General features: G+C 62.7%; 27 protein-coding genes and 1 tRNA gene. 14 read left to right on the forward strand and 14 right to left on the reverse strand.

Annotation, left to right across the window (positions count from 1 at the left end):
• Positions 1-381: 381 nt before the first annotated feature.
• The 4 genes from HTIA_RS05035 to HTIA_RS05045 all read right to left on the reverse strand — a co-directional run bounded on the left by HTIA_RS05035 (position 382) and on the right by HTIA_RS05045 (position 2,007).
• A complete protein-coding gene (locus tag HTIA_RS05035) occupies positions 382-828 on the reverse strand; it encodes a hypothetical protein (RefSeq protein WP_008524231.1) in 447 nt (148 codons plus the stop codon).
• A 99-nt stretch (positions 829-927) separates the two neighbouring features.
• Positions 928-1,068 carry a hypothetical protein gene (locus HTIA_RS16605; protein ID WP_008524230.1) on the reverse strand — a complete coding sequence of 47 codons (141 nt, stop codon included), beginning with the start codon at positions 1,066-1,068 and terminating at the stop codon, positions 928-930.
• Positions 1,069-1,471: 403 nt separating this feature from the next.
• Positions 1,472-1,535 (reverse strand) — tRNA-Gln (locus HTIA_RS05040).
• A 289-nt stretch (positions 1,536-1,824) separates the two neighbouring features.
• The gene (locus tag HTIA_RS05045) at positions 1,825-2,007 is read right to left on the reverse strand and encodes a hypothetical protein (protein WP_008524229.1); all 183 of its coding nucleotides are present in this window, start codon (positions 2,005-2,007) and stop codon (positions 1,825-1,827) included.
• A gap of 170 nt (positions 2,008-2,177) precedes the next feature.
• Between HTIA_RS05045 and HTIA_RS05050 the strand changes: the two genes are divergently transcribed.
• From HTIA_RS05050 to HTIA_RS05060, 3 genes are all read left to right on the forward strand, one after another.
• Entirely contained in the window at positions 2,178-3,833 is a 1,656-nt protein-coding gene (locus HTIA_RS05050) for a helix-turn-helix domain-containing protein (protein WP_008524228.1), read from the forward strand.
• A gap of 45 nt (positions 3,834-3,878) precedes the next feature.
• Positions 3,879-4,481, forward strand: coding sequence for a GNAT family N-acetyltransferase (locus tag HTIA_RS05055; RefSeq protein WP_008524226.1), 603 nt, complete (start codon positions 3,879-3,881; stop codon positions 4,479-4,481).
• Positions 4,482-4,801: 320 nt separating this feature from the next.
• Positions 4,802-6,052, forward strand: coding sequence for an RNA-guided endonuclease InsQ/TnpB family protein (locus tag HTIA_RS05060; RefSeq protein ID WP_008524224.1), 1,251 nt, complete (start codon positions 4,802-4,804; stop codon positions 6,050-6,052).
• Between the two features lie 186 nt (positions 6,053-6,238).
• Here the strand turns inward: HTIA_RS05060 and HTIA_RS05065 are convergent, their stop codons facing one another.
• Positions 6,239-7,663 (reverse strand): IS4-like element ISHti4 family transposase, encoded by a 1,425-nt coding sequence (locus tag HTIA_RS05065; protein WP_020935938.1) that lies wholly within the window; start codon positions 7,661-7,663, stop codon positions 6,239-6,241.
• 210 nt (positions 7,664-7,873) lie between these two features.
• On the reverse strand, positions 7,874-8,950 hold the full coding sequence (locus HTIA_RS05070; RefSeq protein ID WP_008527179.1) for a hypothetical protein: 1,077 nt from the start codon (positions 8,948-8,950) through the stop codon (positions 7,874-7,876).
• Positions 8,951-9,163: 213 nt separating this feature from the next.
• On the opposite strand from HTIA_RS05070, the gene HTIA_RS05075 reads away from it, so the two are divergent.
• From HTIA_RS05075 to HTIA_RS17105, 3 genes are all read left to right on the forward strand, one after another.
• Positions 9,164-9,853: a helix-turn-helix transcriptional regulator gene (locus tag HTIA_RS05075; protein ID WP_008527181.1), complete on the forward strand. Its 690-nt coding sequence runs from the start codon at positions 9,164-9,166 to the stop codon at positions 9,851-9,853.
• Between the two features lie 160 nt (positions 9,854-10,013).
• Positions 10,014-10,379: a hypothetical protein gene (locus HTIA_RS05080; RefSeq protein WP_008527183.1), complete on the forward strand. Its 366-nt coding sequence runs from the start codon at positions 10,014-10,016 to the stop codon at positions 10,377-10,379.
• Complete coding sequence (locus HTIA_RS17105; RefSeq protein WP_008527184.1) at positions 10,373-10,813, forward strand: SHOCT domain-containing protein; 441 nt, start codon at positions 10,373-10,375, stop codon at positions 10,811-10,813. Before HTIA_RS05080 ends, HTIA_RS17105 begins: the two co-directional genes overlap by 7 nt.
• Before the next feature lie 50 nt (positions 10,814-10,863).
• Here the strand turns inward: HTIA_RS17105 and HTIA_RS05090 are convergent, their stop codons facing one another.
• The 6 genes from HTIA_RS05090 to HTIA_RS05115 form a co-directional block, all read right to left on the reverse strand.
• The gene (locus HTIA_RS05090; RefSeq protein ID WP_020936095.1) at positions 10,864-11,166 is read right to left on the reverse strand and encodes a hypothetical protein; all 303 of its coding nucleotides are present in this window, start codon (positions 11,164-11,166) and stop codon (positions 10,864-10,866) included.
• A 125-nt stretch (positions 11,167-11,291) separates the two neighbouring features.
• The gene (locus tag HTIA_RS05095) at positions 11,292-11,810 is read right to left on the reverse strand and encodes a DUF7342 family protein (protein WP_008527186.1); all 519 of its coding nucleotides are present in this window, start codon (positions 11,808-11,810) and stop codon (positions 11,292-11,294) included.
• A gap of 84 nt (positions 11,811-11,894) precedes the next feature.
• On the reverse strand, positions 11,895-13,559 hold the full coding sequence (gene hcp, locus HTIA_RS05100) for a hydroxylamine reductase (protein ID WP_020936096.1): 1,665 nt from the start codon (positions 13,557-13,559) through the stop codon (positions 11,895-11,897).
• Positions 13,560-13,758: 199 nt separating this feature from the next.
• On the reverse strand, positions 13,759-14,748 hold the full coding sequence (locus HTIA_RS05105) for an NAD-dependent epimerase/dehydratase family protein (protein ID WP_008527188.1): 990 nt from the start codon (positions 14,746-14,748) through the stop codon (positions 13,759-13,761).
• A gap of 88 nt (positions 14,749-14,836) precedes the next feature.
• Complete coding sequence (gene aglF / locus HTIA_RS05110; RefSeq protein ID WP_008527189.1) at positions 14,837-15,592, reverse strand: UTP--glucose-1-phosphate uridylyltransferase AglF; 756 nt, start codon at positions 15,590-15,592, stop codon at positions 14,837-14,839.
• A gap of 362 nt (positions 15,593-15,954) precedes the next feature.
• Positions 15,955-16,422 (reverse strand): hypothetical protein, encoded by a 468-nt coding sequence (locus tag HTIA_RS05115; protein ID WP_021029651.1) that lies wholly within the window; start codon positions 16,420-16,422, stop codon positions 15,955-15,957.
• 217 nt (positions 16,423-16,639) lie between these two features.
• Here HTIA_RS05115 and aglM point away from each other — a divergent pair, with 217 nt between their 5' ends.
• From aglM to HTIA_RS05145, 6 genes are all read left to right on the forward strand, one after another.
• A complete protein-coding gene (aglM, locus tag HTIA_RS05120; RefSeq protein ID WP_008527193.1) occupies positions 16,640-17,938 on the forward strand; it encodes a UDP-glucose 6-dehydrogenase AglM in 1,299 nt (432 codons plus the stop codon).
• A gap of 101 nt (positions 17,939-18,039) precedes the next feature.
• A complete protein-coding gene (locus HTIA_RS05125; RefSeq protein WP_008527194.1) occupies positions 18,040-18,318 on the forward strand; it encodes a DUF433 domain-containing protein in 279 nt (92 codons plus the stop codon).
• Positions 18,315-18,677, forward strand: a complete 363-nt coding sequence (locus HTIA_RS05130) for a DUF5615 family PIN-like protein (protein ID WP_008527195.1) — start codon at positions 18,315-18,317, stop codon at positions 18,675-18,677. Before HTIA_RS05125 ends, HTIA_RS05130 begins: the two co-directional genes overlap by 4 nt.
• A gap of 69 nt (positions 18,678-18,746) precedes the next feature.
• Positions 18,747-19,064 (forward strand): thiamine-binding protein, encoded by a 318-nt coding sequence (locus HTIA_RS05135; RefSeq protein WP_008527197.1) that lies wholly within the window; start codon positions 18,747-18,749, stop codon positions 19,062-19,064.
• Between the two features lie 83 nt (positions 19,065-19,147).
• Complete coding sequence (gene mch, locus HTIA_RS05140; RefSeq protein ID WP_008527198.1) at positions 19,148-20,080, forward strand: methenyltetrahydromethanopterin cyclohydrolase; 933 nt, start codon at positions 19,148-19,150, stop codon at positions 20,078-20,080.
• Between the two features lie 67 nt (positions 20,081-20,147).
• The gene (locus HTIA_RS05145) at positions 20,148-20,819 is read left to right on the forward strand and encodes an HAD family hydrolase (RefSeq protein WP_008527200.1); all 672 of its coding nucleotides are present in this window, start codon (positions 20,148-20,150) and stop codon (positions 20,817-20,819) included.
• A gap of 25 nt (positions 20,820-20,844) precedes the next feature.
• On the opposite strand, the gene HTIA_RS05150 is transcribed toward HTIA_RS05145, so the two are convergent.
• Positions 20,845-21,078: a hypothetical protein gene (locus HTIA_RS05150; RefSeq protein ID WP_008527201.1), complete on the reverse strand. Its 234-nt coding sequence runs from the start codon at positions 21,076-21,078 to the stop codon at positions 20,845-20,847.
• Positions 21,079-21,204: 126 nt separating this feature from the next.
• Here HTIA_RS05150 and HTIA_RS05155 point away from each other — a divergent pair, with 126 nt between their 5' ends.
• Positions 21,205-21,852, forward strand: a complete 648-nt coding sequence (locus HTIA_RS05155; protein WP_008527202.1) for a class II aldolase/adducin family protein — start codon at positions 21,205-21,207, stop codon at positions 21,850-21,852.
• Positions 21,853-21,857: 5 nt separating this feature from the next.
• Entirely contained in the window at positions 21,858-23,396 is a 1,539-nt protein-coding gene (locus tag HTIA_RS05160) for an FGGY-family carbohydrate kinase (protein WP_020936101.1), read from the forward strand.
• A 6-nt stretch (positions 23,397-23,402) separates the two neighbouring features.
• Here the strand turns inward: HTIA_RS05160 and HTIA_RS05165 are convergent, their stop codons facing one another.
• Positions 23,403-25,424 (reverse strand): glycoside hydrolase family 127 protein, encoded by a 2,022-nt coding sequence (locus HTIA_RS05165; protein WP_008526870.1) that lies wholly within the window; start codon positions 25,422-25,424, stop codon positions 23,403-23,405.
• Positions 25,425-25,498 lie beyond the last annotated feature (74 nt).

A 25,498-nucleotide genomic window follows, 5' to 3' on the forward strand; every position in this document is an offset into this window, starting at 1 on the left:
GGCTGAGCAAGGTGGTGTTTAGGTAAGCGAGTCGCGGCTGAGAACAGCCAGAAAGCCCCGAGGCGGTCGGCGACGGCGCGCACGGGCAAGCACTGTAGCGAGGGAGCGCGCGACCGAGCGAAGCGCGCAGCCGGCGCACCGAGCCGACCGCCTCGCCCCTTTCAGTCCCGCCCATGCCGGCTGACCAACCGGCCCCGGGTGGGACTGAAAGGGGCGAGTGGCTCCGGGACGACGGCCGACGCTTAGCACCGCAACGCAGTGAGGAGCGCAGCGAGGGCCTCGACCGGAGCCACTCGGGGCTTTCTGGCTGTTGTAACCGATTCCTGCGAAACGAAACCACGATCTCGAACCGGAATTCAAGGAGCTATCGGCACGCACGGTTCAGCTGAATCGTTCGAATCCCTCGAGTCGTCCATGTGTGAACGTCACCCGATATCGGACCAGCCCATCGAGTGATTTGAAGGAATTGGTGATCTCGAACCGGCCGTGATAGTCGTCTCGCTCGCTCCAACCGTCGTGGACTCGATTGAGACAGCCGGCGAAGTAGCGGAAGTCATCCTCACCGACGTCATCACGGCTCGCGTAGGGTCGCTCCCCGGGCGGCACGTCTTCGAGGTGCCACTCCTCCTCGAGGAGTCGACCGTCGGCCGTGATTCGGAACGTTGTCATGCTCGGTCGATCGATACCTTTCGTCTGCCAGTCGACGTCCTCGCCAGGAGCACCCGTCTCAGGGTACTCGGGCAGATGGACGTCATCGTATAGTTCGACTGTGTCGAAGAGGCCCATTGTCATCACCGCAATTGAGGCGGCCAGGATTCGGCCCTGCATGGTCTCGTGCTGTCGGAAGCACGCACTGTTCAGCAGCTGTCCATCGCCACCGAGCGAGTGCGTTCAGCCGCACCCAGTCACGGCAGGGATGAATGGTGGTCACCTCGTTCCGTGGAAGTACGCACCGTCGTCGGTGACACAGATTTCCACACGTCCGATCGTGTCGATGGCCGTTGTTTCACCGAGCGGGACGTGACGGAACGCTTCCACCTCACAGGACGGACAGTCATTGGATGTCATCACGCCGTGTCCCGGAGTCGAACCGGGAACCCATCGCAGGGACTGGCGTAGCAGGCCAGTGGGGTCACCATTCCCCAGACACGGCACACTGAGCCGACGAGGATTCGAACCTCGGTCCTGTGCGTCGATGTACAGATCCTCGTCCGTAAACGATCGGCTCACGGGGACTGCCGAGCGTTCGGCAGTTGATCATCTAGCTGTACGACTGGTTCGACTGCGCAACCCCGACCTCTCGGTCATGGGTGCGCGTCTCATCGGAGAGGCGTACTTCGGGTGCTCCCGGGAATACCACACCGGAGCATGGAGGTTGCAGACCCTGCTGGGTCCGTCACCGCCGGACGATCACGATGATCGCCCCGGTGGAGTGCCTCCCTCGATGGGTATCCCCACGTGGCACCGCAGTTGCCCCGGCCGAAATCGAACCGGCGACCTCCGGATTCAAAGTCCGGCGTCCCTCGCCGGGAGGCGGCCAGAACCCGCCTCCCGAACCCTGCCTCGCTCCGCTCGGCAGGACGCCAACGGAGACTCCGGGGCTCGGTGTAGCCGCAGATAGCGCGACGGGAATATTGGCTAGCGACTTCCGTTCGCTCAACGCGTACAGAGCCTGTTCGTCCAACATCGGAACGAACAGGACCACAGTGTCGCGAATCTCGAATCCCTCGCTCGCTTTGGCTGGTAGCCGAGCGAGCGCTGGGCGAAGATAGGCGACGATCCCGTGTTCCCCAGCCCCTGACGGGTAATCCGTATGGGGCCAGGTTATCCGGGCAAGAGCGTCCGACTGGCACCGGATTGTGTCGAACGCTCGTCGTCGAGTTCGACACGATCCCAGCGATTGTCGGCGACGCTCCCGGCATGCTGGCCGCGTCGATACTCGCCGAAGACGCGACCCGCGGCTCCGCGAGAACGAGCACGCCGCGGGTTGGGGCGAGTGGCGACCATACTGGGAAACGCTCCGTTTGCGTGGGTTGGATCGGACGTCATTGCTGGATATCGTGGCAATTGTATTAAAGGTAGTTGGAGTGTGAGTACCATAGGCACATCGGCAGGAGGGAACTATCAATTCCAATCTCACCGATATACTTATAAATAATTCGGTGAAATAGGAATATATGAGGGAGGCGGCGTTACGGATCGTCGATCGTCTGCGGGACCGCTCCTACACGGTCGGCGAATTGGCCGATGCGATCGGGAAGAGTCAGAGTTGGACGTCAGAGGTCGTCAGTGACCTCCAAGCGGAGCACCTCGTCGAACGAGTCGATGGCGTACAGCTGGCCAACACGTACGAAGCGACACTGCTTGCCGAACTCCTCGAGCGGTATGCACTCGAAAACGTGCTGACAGGGACGAAAGAGGAGATCCTCGCTGGGCTGTGTTCGGGACCGAAGACGATCGCCGAGTTACAAACGGACGGCTTCGCGAAATCGACGGCGTACCGGCACCTCAGCGAGATTCGAGAAACGGGTGCGATCGCAAAAACGGACGACGGCTATGCAATCACTGACGACACGCTCCGATCCCTCCTCGAAGCCAGAACCAGAACCACGCCGTTCGAAACTGCGTACCGCGCGAACGGCGAGCGACTCGTCGCGACGAGCAAGGACGACGTAGCGGGGACGCCGACGGCGTTCTCGGCATTCACTCGATACGGGATCGACTATCACCCGGCGAAGACCTACGTCTATCGGGGCGATCGCTCGCTTTCTCTCGAAGACGTGCTGATACATGCAGTGACCGTCGCGGAGACACGGAAACAGACGGCGATGGCTGGCGTCTTCTATCTCACGCATCGCGCGACTCTCGATGTCAACGACCTCTGGCGACTCGCAAATCAGTGGGATTGCGTCGAGAAATGGGCTGATCTCCTGGCGTACGTCGATCAACGAACGGTCCATCAAGAAGATCTCTTTCTCCCATGGGAGGAGTTTATCGACATCGCACACGACTACGGCGTCTATCCCCGCGGTCACCATCCCGAGGACAGTCTTCAGAAGGGGCTCGAAGAACTCGGCGATCAACTCGAAACGACGGTCGACGTGTATCTCCTCGGAGGTGGCAACCTCATCTTGCGCGATTTGAAGGACTCGACCAAGGATATCGATCTCGTCGTCGAAGACGGCCAGTCGTTCTTCGCGGTCGCCGAATCGCTGCAGGACCTGGGATACGAGGAACGTGGCGACCTGGAAACGGCATACGATCAACTCGACCCCAGCATTGTGCTGGAAAAGGAAGGGTTTCCGCGCTGGGACATCTTCGGTGAGTCGGTTGCCGGTCAGCTCCAGTTGACTGAGGCGATGATCGAGCGGTGTGACCAGTCCTTCGAGTACGGTGCTCTCCACGTGCATCTGCTCTCGCTGACCGATATCTTCCTGTTCAAATCGATCACGGAGCGGGAGGGGGACCTCGAAGACGTCGCGTTGATCGCCAGGCAAGCCGATCTCGACTGGGAAGGCATCTTCGAAGAGATTAAAACACAGGAGGACCGCACGGGCCGGCTCTTTTCGTTTGCCGTACTGGATACACTCGACGTACTCGAAGAGCGCTACGACATCGTCGCACCGATCACGGACCGATTCGTCTCGTACTGTCTCGAGAACGCGTTGCTTGTGTCCCTCGAAGAGCCGAAGACGATCAGGGACCTGCGGACGGAACTGGACTTCCCCGACTACCGGATCTACAACAAATTGAGACAACTCGAAGACGACGAGGAGATCACCGTCGATCGGAGTGGGCGACTCAACACGTACCGGCGAATCGAGACGAACTGACGGCAACCCACAACACTCCAATACCCGCAGCCAAATCGTTCGGACATGCACGCGTCGCTTCGGATCGCCACGCCGGCGGACGCGGCCGCGATCCGGTCGATCTACGCACCATACGTGGAATCGACGGCGATCACCTTCGAGACAGAGATCCCGACGACAGAGGAGATGACCGATCGGATCGAGCAGACCCACGAGCAGTACCCGTGGCTGGTCTGTGAGACCGAGAACGAAGGCGTCGTCGGTTACGCGACGGCGAGTTCCCTCCGGTCGAAGGCGGCCTACGCCTGGGCGGTCGAGCTCACGGTCTACGTCACCGAGGACGTCCAGCAATCAGGCGTCGGCACTGCTCTGTACACAACGCTGCTCGAGATCCTCCGCGAGCAGGGCTACGTCGACGCGTACGCCGCGGTGACGCTGCCGAATACGGCGAGCGTCCGCCTCCACGAGAAGTTCGCGTTCGAGCCGGTGGGAACCTTTCCCGCGGCCGGGTACAAACAGGAATCGTGGCGCGACGTGCAGTGGTGGCATCGACAGCTGGGCGACCGACCGAGGGATCCGGATCCGCCAACACCGATGAGTGCCATGAGGGACTCGCCGGCGCTCGAAACGGCGCTCCGGACGGGTGAGGCGTCGCTTCGAGAGGGGTGAACAACGACAACAGATTCGCCGGGTTTTGACTCCTTGCCGTCCGAACGACCGACCATGAATGAGCGATGAAGCGACTTCGCGGACGCGCTCGAATCGATGGCCGAGGAGTACACTGGCAAGCGGCGGGAGCATCTCCTGGACGCACGGGAGGACGCCGAGTTCGCAAAGCGCTCGGGACTCGGGCGACTCATAGCGGTAACAGCGCGGAAACCCACCCGTTCACGGGTGGGAGGAAGCGCGTCTGCTCCGTGCGACAATCGACTAACTACGACAGAGCTGACTCCCCAACTCTTTTGAACTATCAAGCATACATATGATGTATGGAGAAGCGGCGGACTGTCCCGGTCAAACTCGACGTGGACAGTGACGACGCCGCACTCCTCGGAGACACCGTAGACGAGTTTCTGTGGGCGGCTAACTACGTCACACGCCACGCTTTCGAGGGCGAATACGTCACCACGAGCAAGACCACGCTCCACGACGACACTTACGAAGACGTGCGCGATGGGACGGCGTTACACAGTAATCACGTCCAAGCCGCCCGGAACAAGGCCGCTGACGCCTGTAAAAGCGTGGTCAAAAAGTGGAAACAGGGGAAGAAGGCGTCGATGCCCCACTTCACCAGCCCGCACCTCGTCTACGACCACCGAACAGCCACGTTCCACGACGAGTACGTGTCGTTAGCAACGGTTGACGGGCGCATCGAAGCCGACTACGTGCTCCCTGACGAAAAGCGAGACACGCCCCACGCGGACTATTTCTTCTCCGACGAGTACGAAACGACGGGGGCAGAACTGCACTACAGCAACGGTAATTGGATGCTTCACATCCACTGCAAGACGGACGTGGAGCCTGACACGCCGGAACAGGAACAGGATGCCACTGAGAACAGCACAGTTCTCGGGGTAGACCTCGGCGTGAACAATCTCGCAGTTGCCTCGACGGGCACGTTCTGGACGGGCGACGAATTCGACCACTGGCGACGAGAATACGAGAAACGGCGTAGGGACTTACAAGAACACGGCACGCGGTGGGCACACGAGAATGTGCAGGCTGTCGGACGCAAAGAAGAAGGTCGGTTCAAGATAACGCTTCACCGTATCTCGAACGAGTTGGTGGCTGAAGCCCGCGAGAACGGCTGTTCGGTGATAGCGTTTGAAGACCTGACTGACATTCGCGAGCGTACCGGCGCGTCGTGGGGGCACAAGTGGGCGTTTAACCGCCTGTACGAATATGTCGAGTACAAAGCCGCTGAGTACGGTATCGACGTGGAACAAGTTGATCCCGAGAACACGTCGCGGCGTTGCTCTGAGTGTGGGTTCACGCACCCAGATAATCGTGAGAGTGAATCGTTCGAGTGTCTGAAGTGTGGCTACGAAAACCACGCGGATTACAATGCGGCGAAGAATATCGGTTTGCGGTATCTCCGCCGGAACCAAACTGGTTCTGGTGGAGGCGCACCCGTAGGCGTGCGCTTGAACAGCGGGACGCTGAACGCGAACGGAGAGTTTGAGCCTCCTGCCGAGGAATCGGCCAGAGCGGGAGTCCACGCTGAAAGCCCACGGCTTTAGCCCTGTCTCTTACCCATAACTCGATACTATAGCGTAAGTTCAACCAGATCAGGCATGAGAAGAAGAAATCAATCAAATCTCTATCAGTATCTGCCCAAGATTAGAGAGGTCTCGATGAAGCCGCGTGAAAAGCTCAGTTGAACTCGTTATTTCGACGGGTTCCGCTGAATGAGCCGCGAAGCGCGCTCATTCAGCACCGAGTTCGTATCCTTCAGCCCACATGCGTAGCTTCTGGAGTCCTTTCCACATCGTCTCCCACCCTGGTGGCGGATCTGAACCACGATCAAGATAACCGCCGAGTTTAGCGACGCTCACTGCGTATGATTTTCCATCTTGGTCGCTCAATTCTGGAAATTTCGTTTCCAGAATTGTGCACTCTGCCTCACTCAGCAGGACCGCCGGAGATACTGAACTATCACCACGGGCAAGTTCTCGTAACTCCAGAACTTTCCACGCGATTACTGAATACATGCTCAACAGAACTTCCATCCGCTCCCAAGTCTGCAGTTGCCGTTCTTCGATGTTACAGCCACTCTTGAGCACTTTATGCCAGTCTTCAATTCGCCAGCGGAGGCCGTAATAGTCGATGAGTGTCAGTGTCTCTTCAAACTCTTCGACCGATTCAGTGGTGAGCAACACCCACTGAATCGGGTCGTCATTTTCACCGACCTCGTCGACTCTCACGACATTCGCCTCGATTGAACCCTCTTGCTCAGGATTATTCCTTGGTGCGCGCAACTCACACGTTCCAGTGGCTATCGACAACTCCACCGTTCTCGCTTCGCGCCCACCTCCCTGTTGAATCTCGATTGTTTTGCGACCTTGCTCGGCAAGGTCGCTGCTCCAGTCAAAGAGTTTTTCAGGTTCACCATCATCAGTCCAAATCCGCCGGTTTTGATTCGCTCGGACGATAAAGCCAGCACTTTCCATCTCTCCGGTGACTTCTTCGTAGAACGCGAATGAATCTGCGCCTCGGTCATGAATGAACAGCGGGCGGATATCGTCGGCAAGCCAGTCTCTGGCTTGCCTGTCGCCACGGCTCCACTTCTCATGCTCATTGTCAAGTTGAATCGGCTCTGCTTTGCCGTTGGCATCGTACTTCTCACCAGCCTGCTGGTCCTCGATCAGCGCCTGCTGATCGATGACTCCAGTCATCCGATGGGTGCGTGGATTGATTCCGATCGTGGAGTGTAGCTTGACGCCTTCGAGATCCATTTCAGAATTGCCAATGTCGCCGAGGCCCTCTTTGGAGGGATGTCTCGGAAACACGAGTTCGGTGGTATCGGAGACAATCAAGAGTTCGTCTGACCGACTCACTCTTGATTGCTGTTGCTGCTTGTGAGCAGAGAGAACCTCGTTGGGGTCCACACTGTCATTATCGCAAAATCGGTATGTAGCTTTTGTGGAGGCCCAGTCTCCGCAGGCAGCGGGGATGGACTCGGCAGGTGAGCTGCCGAGTTCATCCCCAAGTTGAACCAATCGGTCAGTCAGGCGCTTGTCTCCAAACTCAGCTGACCGAAACTCCGCTCGAATCCACCCGGAAACATCCATGTCACACAGCTGTCCATCCTCATCGAGTTCTGGCTTCCAACTCCGTGAGCGGCGTCCCATCTACCAGTCTTGGTTCGTCAGCTCCTCGATTAGGACTTGTGGGTAAGAGACAGGGCTTTAGCCGTGGGTTAGCTTACCGAAGGATTCCAAGCGGAGTTCGGAGACGAACTCGATCTCGGTGAGTGAGAAGATGTCGACGTCGTCGTTTCGAGGTTGGTTGATGTTTGCCCCCGATCGGCGCTCCCGATTCCTAAGATGCTACTCGTCGTCTCACTCTAGGTGCTCCCAGAGTCTCGTGGGATCGGTGTCGTTGAGTTCGGCGTTGGTCTGCATCGTCCGGAGTTCCGCGATACAGCGCTCGGCGACCAGCGGATGCACGTCGGCTGGAGTGAACGACACGTCCAGATCCATCAGCTCCCGCCAGTTCTCGGCCCAGATGTCCTCGACGACGCGGGGATACAGCTCCTCGTTGAGGTGGAGCCCGAACTCGCGGCCCTCCTCGAGGAGGAGTTCACGGACCTGTTTGCGGATCCGGGCCGGTGTGCAGTAGGTCGCGACGACGTATTCAGCGCCCGTCTCGGCTGCCTCGGGCCGCTGCCCGAACTGGTCTCGGTTCAACTCCGCGAAGGCCTCGCGGACGACCTTCACGCGACGGTTCGCCTCGTCGCTCCTGACCACGACGCCCTCGACCCGCACGTCGTCGGCCAACGAGGAGGTGGGGAACGTGTACGCCCCAGGGTCGAAACCGGGGTCCGGCCGATCGACGATCCGCGCAGGTTCGAACGCCAACTCGGCCGGGACGTCCGCAGCGCGGATCCGCTCGAAGATCGCCCACGCGTCCCCGACATCGAGGAACCCCTCGAACGTCTCTTCGTAGGGATTCCCTGACGGCGTCATCGTCTCGATCGCGGCGTAGGGAAGCACGTCAAAACCGACCAGTGCCGGGATTTCGCGCTCGGTGTATCCGTAGTCGAGCGTCGAGTATACCAGGTTCTCGGCGTAGACGACGATCGGCCCCTCGAACTCGTCGTGAACCGACCGCAACGCCGCGGCGTCGATCCCCTCGCGGAGACAGCGAACGGCACGATGGAGCGCCCCATCGATGTCGCCGAGCGGATCGCGATGGGAGCCCCGGATCGAGCGCCGCGTCCCGAAGACGAGACTGCCGTCCCCGTCGGCTGCCTCGGCGACTCGCTCCGGGTATGTGTCGGCGTAGCGGTTGTCGTACAGCGTAAACCGGAAGGAACTCCCGTCGTACTTCTCGATGAGTCGCAGGTCGGAAGCCTCGAAGAACGACGACGGGACGACCGGATGGTCGTGTCGTGGAATCTTCGGATAGACTTTCATCGATTGGATTTCGACTCGGTCGTCTTTATTTATAATCCTACGCCTCATGTGTCAGATCTCATAGAAGGTGGACACCGCCCGAGACTTGTTCCGAAAGATCGCCGAACCGGATCGCTACCCACAGTCAACCAGCAAGCCGAACCACAACCCGTTCATTCCTGGCGCTCGAAAGATCGGTATGGACGGACGAATCGCTCGAATTTCGGTGATCAAATGAAGCGGAAACGCACCGACGTCGCGGCAGCGATTCTCGTCGGGGCGGTCCTCCTCCTCGGCGGCGGACTCACCTGGAAGGCGATCGAGCAGCGTCGAACCGTCGACGAAACGATGGGGTCGATGATGGACGCCTCGGTGGGGACCATGCACGGCCCGGACCCGCTGTGGTTTGCCGTCGGGACGCTGGTGGTCGCCGCCGTCCTCGGCGGCATCTATCTCCTCGTGCGGCCGGAATTTGAGGGGGAAGAAGCCAGGGCTCGTTCAGGACAAGTCGAGACTCGGCCGGGGCAAGCCGAGACTCGGCCGGACCAGGTCGACGCGACGCCGGCGACGGGAACGACGGGGCCGGACGCCGAACAGACGGACCAGGAATCGACCACAGACGATTCAGCCGCCGAGAGCACCGAAACCGACGCCATCGACGGGCACGCGGTCGCTCCGGAGGCGAATCCGACCGAGCGCGTACTGGATCTCCTGCCCGAGGACGAGCGCCGTGTCCTCGAACCGGTCCTCGAATCGCCCGGAATCACGCAGATCGAACTCCGGGATCGGTCCGCGTTCTCGAAGAGCAAAGTCAGCCAGACGGTGACCGACCTCGAGGAACGGGGCTTGCTCTATCGGGAACGCCAGGGTCGGACCTACCGGATCTACCCGAGTGCGGAACTCGGGGCGAACCGGGGGTCCTGACCCGATCGGGACAGATCGCCGAATTCGTCCGCGACGAACGGTCTCCTCGAACAGAAACGATTAGAAGCGGTTAGAACCGTTCTCGAACGGTCTCGTCGCTGTGTTCACACCCAGGAGGATACCCACTCGACGCCCATACGACTTCCCGAGGCGAAATACGATGTCCGAAACGAACGCAGAAACCTGGCTGCTCGTCGGGATCGCGATCCTGGGTGTGCTGCTGGCAGTGCCCCTGATCAGCGCCCACGGGGACGGAATCGCACCCGAGGAACCGAGCGAGAACTCGACGGAGCAGGATCGAGAAGACGAACAGCGGGTCCGGATGCCCGCCCACGATGCGACTCATCCGGACGGCAGTGTGATCGAACGGATGACCGCTCACATGGGCGTGAATGCGAGCGAGTGGCTCGGTGACGGCGACAGCATCGGAAGCCACCCGCACGCGCCGAACGACGGCGACGCTGCCGACCGTCACGACGAGCGCGGTGGCCACGGGGGGATGTACGGGGGAGAACACGGATGCTGAGCGAGCAAACGCGGTCCGATGACGGACCCGATCAGCCCGCCCAGAATGTCGAGTCTGTACACTGGCGCGCGGACAAGGGACGAGTCCGGCACGGAATCGCCCGAGTCGGCGTCCTTGGCGTCGCCCTCCTCGCGACAGTCGGCACCGCGAGCGCCCAGCATGGCAGTGGCATGATGGGCGGCGGCGGATACGGCGGGTTCGGCATCCCGGGGTTCGGCCTCGTGTTCTGGGTGCTGCTCGGCCTCGGGATCGTCGGCCTCTTCGCCTACGCACGCGGCGGTCGCCCGTCTCGACCGGACACGGCGGCCGGAACCACCACAGGGCCGGGACACACTGATCGCGCGCTCGAGACGCTCCGGGAGCGATACGCCAGCGGGGAACTCACGGACGAGGAGTTCGAGAATCGCCGCGCGGAACTCGAGCGATCGCGGTGAGAACGCGACTCCGGCAGGCCACCCGCTCGGGGACGTGATTCGTGAGGCGGTCACGCATCGTCCCAGAGATCGCCGAATCGCGTCTCCACCCACGGCAATACGACGTCGCGAATCACCGTCGTCAGGTCGGTGGGAAACTCCCGATCCTGTGCGTCCCCCGTGGCGTCCGGCAGGGGATGGTAGTGATCGCGAGTGTTGTGGTCCTGGTCGTGGCGACCGAACCGACACTGGCACAACTCGCCGATATGCGTCTCCAGATACGAGACGTGAAAGTCGCCGTTCGTGTAGGCGCGGACCTCGAGACGGACCGCGTCGATCGACGCCGGATACGCGGCGGTATCGAACTCGACCACCAGGCTCTCGTGTCTGTTCGGCGGAAACAGTGACGCCCGGCTCACACGCGAGAGACGCCCGAACAGCGACTGGAGATGCGCAAGGAGAGCTTCGTCGACCAGTCGTGACCCGTCCCCCGACACGATCAAGCGGGTTCCGATCGCGAGGCGGAGTCACTCGTCCGTCGCTGTCGGACCGCCTCGAGACGCTCGATCCGCCGTCTGACGGTCTGCCACTCGCTGACGTCGAGCCAGACCTCCTCGACGGCGTCGTACTCGGCGTGCTTGAGTGCGTCGACGGCCTCGGGATCGCTGACGCCGTAGGTCTCCCGAAACGCCGCATCCCGATCGGTGAGCTCGGCGAGACGCTCGCGTAACTCCGCAGTCGAGAGCTCGGCGAGGCGCTCGCGTTTGCGCCACTCGAAGTAGGACTCGTTGCGTCGATAGGTCTCGGGTTGCTCGGAGACTGCCTCGAGAACGCCGATGTCGGCGAGTCGTCGACAGTGCCGACGGGCTGTATCGGGCGTACACTCGGCCCTGTCGGCGATATCGGCGATCCTGTCGGGCTCGTAAAGCTGGAGTGCGACCCGGTACACTCGCTCGTCCGTCGGCGCGTCCGCGAGTTCCGCCTCGAACTCCGCGGCCACGTCGAACGTCGGTGCCATACAGAACGGTTGTCGGTACTGGCTAATATATTTTTGTGTGGACGATATTATTCGGTAGTTCCCGTATTTTGCCACCCTCCAGCGCTACATCGCGGCGAGGATGGCTTCCTTGTCGGATTCGACGGTGTCGATCGGCTGGATGCCGAACTCCTCGACCAGCAGGTCGGTCACGTTCTCCGAGAGGAACGCGGGCAGCGTGGGGCCGAGTCGGATGTCCTCGACGCCCTGGCTCAGGAGGGCCAGCAGGACAGTCACGGCCTTCTGTTCGTACCAGGCGATGTCGAAGGCGATCGGGAGGTCGTTGACGTCCTCAACGTCCAGGGCGTCGCCGAGCGCGTTCGCGATCCGGATGAGCGAGTAGGAGTCGTTACACTGCCCGGCGTCGAGCACGCGCGGGATGCCGTTGATATCGCCCAGATCCAGCTTGTTGTAGCGGTACTTCGCACACCCGGCCGTGAGGATGATGACGTCATCAGGGAGCTCTTTGGCCAGCTCGGTGTAGTACTCCCGTTCGGACTGACGGCCGTCACACCCGCCCATGACGACGAAGCCGCGGATGTCGCCGGCCTGGATGCCCTCGATGATGTCGTCGGCGCGGTCGAGGACGGACTTGTGGGCGAAGCCGTTGGCGATCGTCCCGGATTCGAGTTCTTCCGGCGGTTCGGCGTCTTTCGCAGCCTCGATGAGCGCCGAGAAGTCCTTCTGTCCGTCCTCGTCCCGGTCGGCGATGTGGGGCGTGTCCGGGAATCGCACGACGCCCGTCGTGTAGACCCGATCGGCGTAGGAATCGTTGGGGGGCACCAGGCAGTTCGTCGTCATCAGGACGGGGCCGTTGAACGCCTCGAACTCCCGGTGTTGCTCCCACCAGGCGTTGCCGTAGTTGCCGACGAAGTGGTCGTACTCCTTGAAGGCAGGGTAGGCGTGGGCCGGCAGCATCTCGCCGTGGGTGTAGACGTCGACGCCCTCGCCTTCGGTCTGTTCGAGGAGTTCCTCCATGTCCTTCATGTCGTGGCCGCTGATGAGGATCCCCGGCCGGTCGCGCGTCCCGATGTCGACCTCGGTCGGTTCGGGATGGCCGTAGGTCTCGGTGTGGGCCGAATCCAGTAGTTCCATCACTTCGGTGGCTATCTCGCCGGATTCGAGGACGAGTGCAGTGAGTTCCTCGACGCCGAGATCGTCATCGAGCGTCGCCGCCAGGCCACGCTGGATGAACGCGAAGACCTCCGCCTTCTTTTCGCCCAGCACGTAGGCATGATCGGCGTAGGAAGCGGTTCCCTTGAGGCCGTATGTGAGCAGCTCACGCAGCGAGCGGACGTCCTCGTTGCCGGTCGCCTGGACGCCGATTCCGGCGGGCGTCGCCTTCGCGTGAAAGTCGTCGGAATCCTCGCCGGACCAGGTTGCAGCTTCCGGGAGGCTTTCGTCGTCGAGTTCGCCGTCGGCAGCCTCGAGTTCAGCCCTGAGAGTCTCCCGGCGCTGTTGGGTCTCCCGAAGCTGATCTTCGAACCACTCGGGGTCGAAGTTGACGTTCGTGACCGTCGAAAAGAGGCTCTCGGCGATGAAGACGTTCGTCTCCTCGTCGACGATCCCTGCCTCCCTGGCTCGCTGGGCGATGTACGACAGCCCCTTGAGTTCCCAGACGAGCAGGTCCTGCAGGCTGGCCGTCTGAACGTCCTTCCCGCAGACGCTGACGTCGGTACAGCCCTCGTTGCCCATCGTCTCCTGGCACTGATAGCAGAACATGCTGCTCATGCCGAATCACTCCAGCGGGAACTGAAGCAGTCGTCAGACAGACCATGCGAGTCGGCCACTACCGTTCGAAACGGACGTACGTTCATTCGCATCTGTCTCTCACCGCGCCATAGACTACCCGATTACCCCGAACATGTTCGTTCCAGAAGCGGGGCGACGATCCCCAAAAACGAGACCGATGGATCCGAGGGCGCTCTCTCTAGCTCTCAAGGACGAGCGGTTCGTACCACTCGCGGTTCTCCTGATACCACTCGATGAACTCGGCAACACCCTCGCGGATCGACCGCGTCGGTTCGTACCCGAGTATCTCCCTGGCCTTCGAGATGTCCGCGTGGGTCGCCTCGGCGTCGGCGTCGTGACGGTCGGCGTACGCCAGATCGAGATCGGGGGCGAGTTGGTCGCGGATCTCGATCGCCAGGGTCTCGATGTCGATGGTCCCCGAACTCCCAACGTTCAACACCTCGCCGTCGGCGGCGTCCGTCGATAGCAGCGTCTCGTTCGCCGTGACGATATCCTCGATGTAGGTGAAGTCTCGGATCTGTGAGCCGTCGCCGTAGACCACGGGCGGGTCGCCGTTGATCGCCCGCGAGACGAAATTGGTGATCGCCATGTTGGGTCGCATCCGGGGGCCATAGACCGTGAAGTACCGCAGCGCCACGGCGGGGAGGTCATAGACGTCCGCGTAGGCGCAGGTGTAGCGTTCGGCAGCGAGCTTCGAGGCCCCATAGGGGCTGACTGGCATCGCCGGGTCAGTCTCTGAGAAGGGCAGATACTCCTCGCGACCGCCGTAGACTGAAGAGGAACTCGCGACGACGACGCGCTCGATCCCGTGATCGCGAGCCGCGTCCAGCACGTTCAGCGTGCCGTCGACGTTGACGGCGTCGTACTTGCGCGGATTCTCGACGCTCGTCCGGACGCCGGCCTGAGCGGCCTCGTGGAAGACGTACTCGGCGTCGGCGACGAGTTCTTCCACGAGGTCGGCGTCGCGAACGTCCCCTTCGACGAACTCGTAGGACCCCTCACCGTCCGTGCCGGCCGCTCGGCCCACCCCAATGTTGTGACGCTTCAGGTCGACGCTGTAGTACGGGTCGAGGTTGTCCAGGACCACTACGTCGTGACCGTCTGTGGCGAAGTGCTCGGCGAGGTGTCCGCCGATGAAGCCCGCGCCGCCGGTGACCAGAATCTGCATGCGCGGCGATGTGACGGCGGCGAGCAAAAAGGCGTCGGAAGCGTCAGGAGAGCGCTCCCTGACGCTCGTCAGGGATCGACGACGGTGGTCAGGACGGACTTGATTCGGACGTCTCGGCCTCGCTTTCGGCTTCGGCGTCCTGTAACTTCGCTTCGGCGCGGTCACGATCCTCGGGGTAGCCGACGTCGATGCGCCAGCCGTCGAGTCGGATCGCGTCGATGGTGCGACCGCTCTGGAGGAGGAGGTCGATCGCTTCGCTGATCTCGTACTCGCCACGGTCGGAGGGCTGGACTAGCTTCGCCGCGTGAAAGATCGCCGGCGAGAACGTATAGAAGCCGGTCATCACGAGGTTCGAGGGCGGGTCGTCGGGCTTTTCGATCACTTCCGTGATCTCGCCGTAGTCGTTGGTGTCACAGACGCCGTACCGCGAGGCCTCCTCCCACGGGACTTCCTCGACGAGGAACGCCGCGTCGGTGCGACTCTCGCGCTGGCGCTTGACGACGTCCTCGAGGTTGGCCTGAAAGATGTTGTCGCCCAACATCAGCATGAAGTCGTCCTCAACGTGCTCCTCGGCGGTCAACAGCGCGTGGGCCAGTCCCTTCTGTTCGCGCTGGTGGGTGTAGGTGATCGGGACACCCTCGAATGCGTCGTCGTAGTAGCTGATGATGTCCTCTTTCCGGTAGCCGACGACGACGATGAGTTCCTCGGCCCCGAGGCCGATGAGTTGCTCGAAGGCGTGTGTCAGGAGGGGCTTGCCGTTGACTTCGACCATCGCCTTCGGTTTGTCCTCGGTCAGCGGCCGGAGACGGGTGCCCTTGCCCGCCGCGAGTACGACTGCTTTCATGGGATCGGTATTTCGGTCCGGGAAGTATATGCCTTGCCGTCGGCCAGCAGGGTCGCCGCGACTCGACTGAATCGTGAGTCGACACTACCGTCGTTCGACTTCGATCGTCACTCCGGGTCCCCCAGTTGAGACGTCCCGGCGTCGCCAGTCCACGCCTCGACGAGGTCATCGACCGTGGCTGCGTTCGTCGATACGCTATCGCGTCCGGGGGCGTCCCGAAGCATCTCGACTGACGTGAAGAGGATCGACCGTGTCGCACATTTCGATCCCCTAAAAGAAACGTCGATCGAGCAACTGTGAGGGGAATCACCCGTGAAACCGACGTTCGAACGTGAACCTGATATCGAAATCCATCCCGAAATTCACCCCACCTGCAACCTCGTGATACTCACCGACCCCGTTTCGGTGATGTAGATCCCGACCAGCGTGCCACCGTGAAGAACCTCCGTTCCGACCGTCCAGTCGTACGTCCCGGTGGTGCCGTCCCCGAGCGAGACGTCGATCGTGTAGACTCCGGGCTCCCGGGCGACGTCTTCGAAGACACGGATCGAATCGGCGGTCGCGGTCATGTTCTCCGTGAACACGGTTTCGGTGCCGTTCCGGGTGACGGTGACACTGACCTCGTATGTCCGGGTGTCGTGATTGGCGAACTTGATATCGGGGGGATGCTCCGCGACGTCACACGGGATGGTCGTCCCGTTCTCCGTCGGCCCACAGTACTCGGTATCCGCCGACGTGTCGGCTGTCGTCTCCGTCGGAGACGGTTGGCCGACACAGCCGGCTGTCAGCACGCCCACGAGTATGAGACCCAGAACCACCCTCTGATTCATGACAATGTTGAAAGGCGGGTGGTCAAATAAAACGATTGTCTCTTTCCCGAAGACAGTGAAGCACGACTCGATCGAAGGAGCTTCTTGGAAGGCCGCTGTACACAGACCACCGCAGTGTTCACTTCGCTCTGGCGTGAGGATCGTTCTATGACATTCCGACTACTGGCAGCAAACCGAAAGGGAAACTACCAAATCCAATGGCTCGGAACGTTCGATGATGCACGTAAGCGTCGTCGGCAGCGGATACATCGGCACGACGATCGCCGCCTGGTTCGCCGAACTCGGCCACACGGTCACGAACGTCGACATCGACGAGGACGTCGTGGCCGCGGTCAACGACGGCGAGGCACCCATCCACGAGCCCGGCCTGGACGAACTCATGGCCGCCTACGGGGGCGACACGCTCGTCGCAACCACTGACTACGACGAAGTCGCCGACAGCGACGTCACGTTCCTCGCGCTGCCCACACCCTCCAACGACGATGGGAGCATCGACCTCTCGGCGATGAAAGCCGCCGCCCGGTCGCTGGGCGAGGTCATCGCCGAGAAGGACGGCGACCACCTCGTCGTGGTCAAGAGCACAGTCATCCCCGGGACGACGGCCGAGACGATCGCGCCCATCATCGAGGACGCATCGGGCAAGACCGTCGGCGAGGACTTCCGGATCGCGATGAACCCCGAGTTCCTGCGGGAAGGATTCGCCCTCGATGACTTCAAGGACCCCGACAAGATCGTCATCGGGGCCGAAGACGAGCGAGCGGTCGAGACGCTGAATCGGGTGTACGAGCCACTGGTCGAGGCCGCCGCGGGCGATCCCGCGATCGTCGAGACGGGGATCCGCGAAGCCGAGATGATCAAGTACGCCAACAACGCCTTCCTCGCGACGAAGGTCAGCCTCATCAACGAACTCGGGAACATCTGCAAGGAGTACGGCGTCGACGCCTACGAGGTCGCCGACGCCATCGCGCTGGATCACCGCATCGACGAGCACTTCCTCCGGAGCGGTCTCGGGTGGGGGGGAAGCTGCTTCCCCAAGGACGTCGCCGCGATTCGCGCCGCAGCACGCGAGCGAGAGTACGATCCCGTCCTGCTCGACGCCACTGTCGAGGTCAACGACCGCCAGCCCGAGCGACTCCTCGATCTGCTGGACGACCACACCGACGTCGCCGGCGAGCGCGTCGCCGTCATGGGGCTCGCCTTCAAACCCGGCACGGACGACATCCGCTATACGCGGGCCGTCCCGGTCATCGAGGGGCTACTTGAACGCGACGCCGAGGTCGTCGCTTACGATCCCGTCGCCACCGAGAACATGCGCGAGCAGTACCCCGATCTCACCTACGCCGACAGTGCGGCCGAAGCTTTAGAGGGTGCCAGCGCGGCGCTGTTCGTCACCGACTGGGACGAGTTTGGGGCCCTCGATGCGGAGTTCGAGGCGATGGCCGACCCCGTCGTGATCGACGGTCGCCGGATCGTCGAGCCCCGGGACGGCATCGAGTACGACGGCCTGACCTGGTGAGGGTGAAAGAGTCAATTCAGGTAATTGGCTGGGAAATAGATACCAGACGGGTGAGACCCTGACGAACGTTTATATATCGATACGAGCAATGTCTTTATACAATGTCAAGCATCGTCCGAACCGAGGACATCCTCGGGGGAGAACCGCGGATCGAGGGGACCCGAATCGGCGTCCGACACGTCGCCGGGAAAGTCGTCGATGCAGGGTATGCACCCGCTTACGTAGCTGATCAGCTCGATATCTCGTTGGGGGCCGTCTACGAGGCCCTCTCGTATTATTATGACAACATCGAGGAAATCCGGGCGGTCGAACGCGAGAACGCGGAGACGCGCGACCGGTTGCGTGAGTCGTCGCTGCAGCCGAAAGAACCGGTTTCATGAGTCAGCTGCTTCTAGACGAACACGTCAGCCGGATTTGCGAACACGTGCTTCGGGACCGCGGATTCGACGTCAGCCAGGCAAAAGATCGGTTCGGCGAATACACGACAGACGAGGAGTTGCTCCAATGGTGTGACCGAAACGACGTCGTGTTGGTGTCGAACAACGCGAGGGATTTCGAATTGCTGCATCGCAAAACGGACCACGCTGGACTGCTGATCTACTATGACCAGTCACTACCCGACGACGATCCGGAGGGATTCGCTCGGACTGTCGAAGAAGTGTTCGAACAGTACGGAGCCGAGGAACTCCGTGACGAATACGTCGAGATCGACACGTGGTACGAGTGGTTACAGGATTGACCCCCTCTTCTTCCGTCGTTTCGAGACAGACCACGAACCGTTTTGTACACCGCGACCGCAGATCCACCTATGACAGCGTTTGGCTTCCTGAGCGTCGCACCGGTCATCGAAGGCAGCATGTCGGGCGAGGTCGCCAAGGCGGTCGCGGCGATCGAGGACCACGACGTCGGCTACGAGACCACGCCGATGGGGACGATCATCGAGGCCGAGAACGCCGAGGCCCTCTTCGAGGCGGCCGCCGACGCCCACGCGGCGGTCGACGCCGATCGCGTCGAAACCTTCCTGAAGATCGACGACAAGCGCGCCGTCGAACAGGCCGCCGGCGAGAAAGTCGAGGCGGTCGCCGACGAACTCGGCCACGAGCCGAGACGCGACGCCGAGGAGTAGCGTCTCGGTCCAGACGTATCGCTGGAGCGACCACAACTAGCCGGGAGGGATGACTTTTCAACCGGGGAGTCCGATCAGGTGGTATGGACCAACTCAATCGCCTCGGGACCGAACTGATCGACGAGGCGATCGACTTCGCCGACGAACTCGGAATCGCGGAGTATCGACTCGACAACGAGACGACTGTCCTCGATTTCGGCGTCGAGCACGCGGGCGGCGTCGAGGCGGGCCTCATGCTCGCCGAGATCCAGACCGCGGGATTGGCTTCGGTCACGACGCGCCTGGAATCGGTCGGCGCGGCCGCCCTGCCCCACGTCGAATTGACGACTGATCACCCGTCGCTGGCCCTACTCGCCGGGCAGAAGGCGGGCTGGGAACTCACGACCGAGGACTTCGAGGGACTGGGCAGCGGGCCAGCCCGGGCCTTAGTCGCCGAGGAGGGAATCTTCGAGCGCCTGGAGTACGTCGAGGCCTTCGACTTCGCCGTCCTCGCCGTCGAGAGCGACGCGTTGCCGACCGAGGCGGCCGCCGCCCAGGTCGCCGAGTACGCGGGTGTCCCCGAGAGTAGCGTCTTCCTCCCGACGTTTTCGACCGCCTCGATCACCGGCAGCGTGGCCGGAGCGGCGCGGGCGAGCGAGTCCGCTGTCTTCGCTCTCTTCGAGCTGGGCTACGATCCCGAGAATATCCATTCGGTCTCGGGGATCGCGCCCGTCGCGCCCGTCGCCGGGAGCGAGCAAGCGGCTATCGCCCGGACGAACGACGCCCTCGCCTACGGCGGTCGCGTCCACCTCACGGTCGAGGAAGAGTCCGATGTCTTCGCCGAGGTCCCGTCCACCGCGGGCGAGGAGTACGACCGTCCCTTCGCGGAGATCTTCGACGACGCCGACTGGGACTTCGAGGAACTGCCCGCGGACGTCTTCGGCCCGGCACAACTTACCGTCGACGTGATCGGCGGGGAGACGACCGTCTACGGCGAGACTGACGAGGAACTCCTCGTCGAGAGCTTCGGCTTGTAGCGGGTCGGTGTCTCGGGTCGAATCTGACCCGGAGAGATTTTGAGGCTCCCACCCCTTCGTCCAGTCGATGACCGTCGACGCCGTGCTGTTCGACCTCGACGACACCCTCTGTGAGTACCGCCGCCCCGCCGGAGACGTGCTGTCGGCGGCCTTCGAGCGCGTCGGCGTCGAGCCCTGGTTCCCGATCGAGACGTTCTACGATCGCTTCGAGGAGTTCGCCCACCCCGGCGACGACATCCGGGACCTCCGTCGCCGGAGTTTCGCGGCGTTCGCCGAGGAGACGGGATTCGACGCCGACGTCGGCCGCGCCGTCGCCGAGGCCTTCGAGGCCGAACGCGACCAGTCGAACGTCCAATTCCTGCCCGGCGCGCGGGAGGCCGTCGAAACGGCTGCCGAGCGGTATCGCGTCGGCCTCGTCACCAACGGCGACCCGTGGATGCAGTCCCAGAAACTCGCCGGCCTCGGGATCGGGGATCGCTTCGAGACGATCGTCCACGGCGGCCACGACGCGCCGTACAAACCTGCTCCCGAACCGTTCTACACGGCACTCGACGAGCTCGGCGTCGAGGGCGGCCGGGCCGTCCACGTGGGCAACTCCCTCGAAGCGGACGTCGCCGGCGCGCACAACGCCGGCCTGCGGTCGGTCTGGCTCGACGGGGACGCCAGCATCGACCCGGACCCCGTCCCCGATTATCGAGTCGAGTCGATGCACGACGTGGCCGAGGAACCCTGGCACTAACGGAGTCCAGGAGGGGAGCTCCCGCTCAGAGACCCAGACCGGCCAGGACGAACAGCAGACCGAAAAACACGGCAAACGCACCAAAGTAGCGGTACGACGATACTTTCCACGCCGCCGCCTCCGTCTCGGCGACCGAGTGCGTACTCCCGATCGCGTCCACTGCCTCGGAGAGGTCCGCGATCGACCGGGCACCGACGATCGACGCGACCCCGGCAAACATGACCACCAGACCTACGGCGACCTCCGCGATGTCTACCATACGTGACACTACGACGACCAGTTCAAAAATCTTCCGGCGACCCGGGCGGCAGAGTCGACCGGTCGAACCCTGGCGAGCAGTACCAAGAGATTTTACCCACCCAAGCGAACGGCTGGACGAACGCACATGGCACTCGAGAGTCTACGCGAGACGGTCTACGAGACGCTGATGGCACTCCCCGAGAACGACCTCGTCAGAGGTACCAGCGGCAACGTCAGCGGTCGCGAGGGCGATCGCGTCGTGATCAAACCCAGCGGCGTCGATTACGACGAACTCGCCCCGGAGAACCTCGTCGTCGTGGACATGGACGGCGCGGTCGTCGAAGGCGACCTCAAGCCCTCGGTCGATACGGGCGCACACCTCCACATCTACCGGGCGAACGACGAACTCGGTGGGATCATCCACACCCACTCGACGTACGCGACCGCCTTCGCCGCCGCCGGGCGGGAGCTCCCCGTCTACGTCACCGAACTCGCCGACACCTTCGGCGAGTCGATCCCCGTCTCCGAGTACGTCCCGCCAGGGACCGAAGCCATCGGCGAGGAGTTCGCCAAACACACGGGCGAGGGGAAGTTCCAGGGCCTGCTCATGAAGAACCACGGCCTGTTCGCGGCGGGTGACACGCCGGGCGACGCCCTGAAGGCCGCACTCCACATCGAACACAGCGCGAAGATCTCCTCGATCGCCGAGGATCTGGGCACGCCCGAGGAGATCCCCCCCGAGGAGGCCGAGCGGCTCAACCAGGAGTACCTCGAGGGCTACGGCCAGGAGTGATCGCGATGGACGGACAATACCTCGTGGGGACGGACATCGGGACGAACAGTACGAAGACGATCCTCGTCTCGCCGGAAGGCGAGGTACTGGGCACGGGCAATGCCGGCTACGAGGTCGAACAGCCCGAACCCGCCTGGGCCCAGCAGTGGCCCGACGTCTGGGTCGAGGCGACCTACGATTCCATCCAGCAAGCCATCGACGACGCCGAGGTCGATCCCAGCGATATCCGCGGGATCAGCATCTCCAGCCTCTACGGCGGCGCGGGCGTGCCGATCGACGCCGACGGCGAGGCTGTCTACCCCTGTCTCATCTGGATGGACCGCCGCGCCACGGATCAGGTCGAGTGGGTCAAAGAGCACGTCGACCTCGATCGGCTCTTCGAAATCACCGGCAACTACGTCGATTCGTACTTCGGGTACACGAAGATCCGTTGGATCAAGGAACACGAACCCGATGTCTGGGAGGACATCGAGAACTTCGTGCCGCCGAACAACTACGTCGAGTACGTCATGACCGACGAGTTGGCCGTCGATTACTCCTCGGCCGGCAACGTCGGCGGCGTCTTCGACATCCACGACCTGGAGTGGTCCGAAGAGGCGTGCGAGATGCTGGAGATTCCGGTCGAGAAGTTCCCCGAACGCCTGGTTCCCTCTGAAGAGATCGTCGGCGAGGTGACCGCCGACGCCGCCGAGCAGAGCGGCCTCCCGGAGGGGACGCCCGTGCTCGCTGGCGGGGTCGATGCGCCGATGGCGACGCTCGCGGCGGGCGCGTTCGAGGAGGGTGACAACGTGAGCATGATGGGCACCTCGACGTGCTGGGGGACGATCCACGAGGGCACGGGCCTCGATCAGCAACTCGTCTCGATGCCCCACGTCGCCGACAGCGAGGAGAAGCTCTACACCTGGGGCGGGTCGGCCACCACGGGCGGGCTGATCGAGTGGTTCAAAGACGAGTTCGGCGGGCCCGAAGAGCAGGCCGGCGAACTCGTCGACGTCGATCCCTTCGAGTTGTTGAACATGAAGGCCAAAGAGATCCCGCCGGGATCGGAAGGCCTGATCGCGCTCCCCTATTTCAAGGGCGAGCGCTCGCCGATCTGGGACCCGGACGCCCGCGGCATGTTCACCGGCCTGACGCTGTATCACGAGAAAGCGCACATGTACCGGGCGCTGATGGAAGCCGGCGGGTACAGCCTCCGGCACAACGTCGAGGTCGCCGAGGAGATCGGCATCCCCCTGAACGACGAGACGAGCGTCGTCGGTGGCGTCTCGAACTCCGATCTCTGGATGCAGATCCTCGCGGACGTGACGGGGCGTGAGATGGAGGTTCCCGCCGGTGGCGTGGGCGCGCCACTTGGCGACGCGCTGGTCGTCGGTGTCGGTACGGGACTGTTCGACGATTACGACGTCGCCACCGAGTGGACCGAGACTGGTGAGGTGTACACGCCGGAGCCAGAGAACGTCGACACCTACGACGAGTACTACGACATCTACAAGCGACTCTATCAGAACACCAAAGACGAAATGCACGACCTCGCGCAGCTGTAGAGGTCCCTACGCTTCTCGCACCCAGACAGCCATCTCGCCGGGGTCGCGGTTGTCCCAGGCGTAGTAGGGAACGGCGGTGATCGACACGTTCTCCGTCGCAGTTTCGACAGCGGGCCGGTAGAGTTCATCGTCCCAGCCGTCGAGTGACGGCACCGTGGCCTCGCCGTCGAGGACTGTCACGCCCTCGAGCAACTCGTCGTGATGAGCCGCCTCGAATGTCGCGTCGGGATCGATCGCGTACTGGTGGAGCGGCCGGTCGTGATCGACCCCTTCCAGGCAATACACGAGCGGGCCACGCGTCAGTGCCACGCGGCCGGCGTCGGCCGCGACGGCGGGGTGGGCTTCGAGCACCTCGACGGACATCCCGAACTCGACCGTAATCCGGGCGTCCTCCCACTCCCGGTCGATCGAGACGTACGTCGGTGCGTCCGTGGCGTCGACAGCCGTGTCGACCGCCTCGCCGTCGACCGTGATCGAGACATCCTCGGCCCAGTCGGGCACCCGCAGACGGAGGTCGAACGCGGTTGGCTCCGCGACGTCGATATCGAGCGTGACGGTCCCATCCCACGGCAGATCGGAGTTCTGGCTGATCGAAATGGCTGTGCCAGCGACCGAAAGCTCGCCCGTCCCGCCGACGTACTGATTGACGTAGATCCCCGTGTCGTCGGTCGCGTAGAGATACCGTTCGAGCGACGCGAGCAGGCGCGCGAGGTTCGGCGGACAGCACGCACACTCGAACCAGCCCTCCCGGTGGCGATTACCGTCGCTCGCGAGCGGGTTATCGTAGAAGAACTCGGTCCCGTCGAGGTCGACGCCCGGCAGTACGGCGTTGTACAGCGTCCACTCGATCAGGTCAGTGTACTTCGCGTCGCCAGTCGCCTCGAAGAGGCGCTGGTTCCAGAAGACGCTCCCGATCGCCGCACACGTCTCGGCGTAGGCCGTGTCGTTCGGCAGGTGGTAATCCCGGGTGAAGCGCTCGCCGGGGTGCTGGGAGCCAATCCCGCCGGTGACGTACAGCCGCCGTTGGGTCATGTTCTCCCAGAGGGAATCGAGGTGGGCGAGCAGGTCGTCGTCGCCCGTCGCGGCGGCGACGTCGGTCGCGCCGGCGAAGTAGTACATCGCCCGGACGGCGTGGCCCTCGACGGCCTCCTGGTCGCGAAGCGGGGCGTGGGCCTGGTTGTAGCTCGCGTCGTAGGGCTCGACCTCGGCGTCCTCCCAGTCCTCCTCGGCCGAATCATCCTCATCGTCCCCATCGGCCCCATCGACGTCCCCGCCGTCCTCGCCATCGGCGTCCGCCCCGATCTCACCGTCACCCTCCGCGCCGCCCTCGTCACCCTCCCATTCGTCGAGCGTGGCGATTTCCTCACGGTGGTCATTTTCCCACGCGAAGCGATCGGTGGTGCCGCGTACGTCGACGAAGTACGCTGCGAGGTCGCGATACCGCTCCTCGTCGGTCACGGCAGCGAGTTTCATCAGCGCGAGTTCGATCTCCTGGTGGCCCGGTGCGCCGTCGATCTGCTCGGGAAACATGCGATCGACGTGGTCGGCGAAGTCCGTCGCCACGTCCAGAAGGGACTCTTTCCCAGTCGCACGGTAGTGGGCGACCGCGGCCTCGATGAGGTGGCCGCCACAGTACAATTCGTGCATCGTGTTGAGGTTGCTCCAGCGTTTGTCGGGCACCTCCAGGGCGAAGTAGGTGTTGAGGTAGCCGTCCTCGGCCTGGGCGGCGGCGATCAGCTCGATCACCGCCTCGACGCGGACTTGCAGGTCTGGATCGTCCCGCGAGGCGAGGACGTAACTCGCGGCCTCGATCCACTTGTAGGCGTCCGAATCCTGGAACCACATACCGTTGTGGTCGCCCCGTTCCCCCGCGCTCGCCCGCCGGAAGTTCTCCAGGGTGCCCGCCTCTTCGAGTTGCTCGTACTGGTATTCGATCGTGACCTCGCGGTTGATCTCGCGTCGCGGCCGAAAGAACTCGTCGTCGATCGTGACGGTCTCGATCGGTGGGGACTGCCGTCCGGTGTCCATATCCCGGCCAGCACAGCAGACGACAAAAGGACTTCCCCATGGGATCGGGTAGTGTTTCGTTTAGGAGAGATCGA

The sequence above is a fragment of the Halorhabdus tiamatea SARL4B genome, assembly GCF_000470655.1.
GTDB classification, from domain to species: Archaea; Halobacteriota; Halobacteria; order Halobacteriales; family Haloarculaceae; genus Halorhabdus; species Halorhabdus tiamatea.

Coding starts and splice junctions, on each gene's coding strand:
- HTIA_RS05135 (WP_008527197.1), top strand. CDS start 18,747: ATGACAGCGTTTGGCTTCCTGAGCGTCGCACCGGTCATCGAAGGCAGC.
- HTIA_RS05105 (WP_008527188.1), bottom strand. CDS start 14,748: ATGCAGATTCTGGTCACCGGCGGCGCGGGCTTCATCGGCGGACACCTC.
- HTIA_RS05160 (WP_020936101.1), top strand. CDS start 21,858: ATGGACGGACAATACCTCGTGGGGACGGACATCGGGACGAACAGTACG.
- HTIA_RS05080 (WP_008527183.1), top strand. CDS start 10,014: ATGTCCGAAACGAACGCAGAAACCTGGCTGCTCGTCGGGATCGCGATC.
- HTIA_RS05145 (WP_008527200.1), top strand. CDS start 20,148: ATGACCGTCGACGCCGTGCTGTTCGACCTCGACGACACCCTCTGTGAG.
- HTIA_RS05045 (WP_008524229.1), bottom strand. CDS start 2,007: ATGGTCGCCACTCGCCCCAACCCGCGGCGTGCTCGTTCTCGCGGAGCC.
- HTIA_RS05130 (WP_008527195.1), top strand. CDS start 18,315: ATGAGTCAGCTGCTTCTAGACGAACACGTCAGCCGGATTTGCGAACAC.
- HTIA_RS05095 (WP_008527186.1), bottom strand. CDS start 11,810: ATGGCACCGACGTTCGACGTGGCCGCGGAGTTCGAGGCGGAACTCGCG.
- HTIA_RS17105 (WP_008527184.1), top strand. CDS start 10,373: ATGCTGAGCGAGCAAACGCGGTCCGATGACGGACCCGATCAGCCCGCC.
- HTIA_RS05050 (WP_008524228.1), top strand. CDS start 2,178: ATGAGGGAGGCGGCGTTACGGATCGTCGATCGTCTGCGGGACCGCTCC.
- HTIA_RS05070 (WP_008527179.1), bottom strand. CDS start 8,950: ATGAAAGTCTATCCGAAGATTCCACGACACGACCATCCGGTCGTCCCG.
- HTIA_RS05165 (WP_008526870.1), bottom strand. CDS start 25,424: ATGGACACCGGACGGCAGTCCCCACCGATCGAGACCGTCACGATCGAC.
- HTIA_RS05065 (WP_020935938.1), bottom strand. CDS start 7,663: ATGGGACGCCGCTCACGGAGTTGGAAGCCAGAACTCGATGAGGATGGA.
- hcp (WP_020936096.1), bottom strand. CDS start 13,559: ATGAGCAGCATGTTCTGCTATCAGTGCCAGGAGACGATGGGCAACGAG.
- HTIA_RS16605 (WP_008524230.1), bottom strand. CDS start 1,068: ATGACATCCAATGACTGTCCGTCCTGTGAGGTGGAAGCGTTCCGTCAC.
- HTIA_RS05035 (WP_008524231.1), bottom strand. CDS start 828: ATGCAGGGCCGAATCCTGGCCGCCTCAATTGCGGTGATGACAATGGGC.
- aglF (WP_008527189.1), bottom strand. CDS start 15,592: ATGAAAGCAGTCGTACTCGCGGCGGGCAAGGGCACCCGTCTCCGGCCG.
- aglM (WP_008527193.1), top strand. CDS start 16,640: ATGCACGTAAGCGTCGTCGGCAGCGGATACATCGGCACGACGATCGCC.
- mch (WP_008527198.1), top strand. CDS start 19,148: ATGGACCAACTCAATCGCCTCGGGACCGAACTGATCGACGAGGCGATC.
- HTIA_RS05055 (WP_008524226.1), top strand. CDS start 3,879: ATGCACGCGTCGCTTCGGATCGCCACGCCGGCGGACGCGGCCGCGATC.
- HTIA_RS05150 (WP_008527201.1), bottom strand. CDS start 21,078: ATGGTAGACATCGCGGAGGTCGCCGTAGGTCTGGTGGTCATGTTTGCC.
- HTIA_RS05115 (WP_021029651.1), bottom strand. CDS start 16,422: ATGAATCAGAGGGTGGTTCTGGGTCTCATACTCGTGGGCGTGCTGACA.
- HTIA_RS05075 (WP_008527181.1), top strand. CDS start 9,164: ATGAAGCGGAAACGCACCGACGTCGCGGCAGCGATTCTCGTCGGGGCG.
- HTIA_RS05125 (WP_008527194.1), top strand. CDS start 18,040: ATGTCAAGCATCGTCCGAACCGAGGACATCCTCGGGGGAGAACCGCGG.
- HTIA_RS05060 (WP_008524224.1), top strand. CDS start 4,802: ATGGAGAAGCGGCGGACTGTCCCGGTCAAACTCGACGTGGACAGTGAC.
- HTIA_RS05155 (WP_008527202.1), top strand. CDS start 21,205: ATGGCACTCGAGAGTCTACGCGAGACGGTCTACGAGACGCTGATGGCA.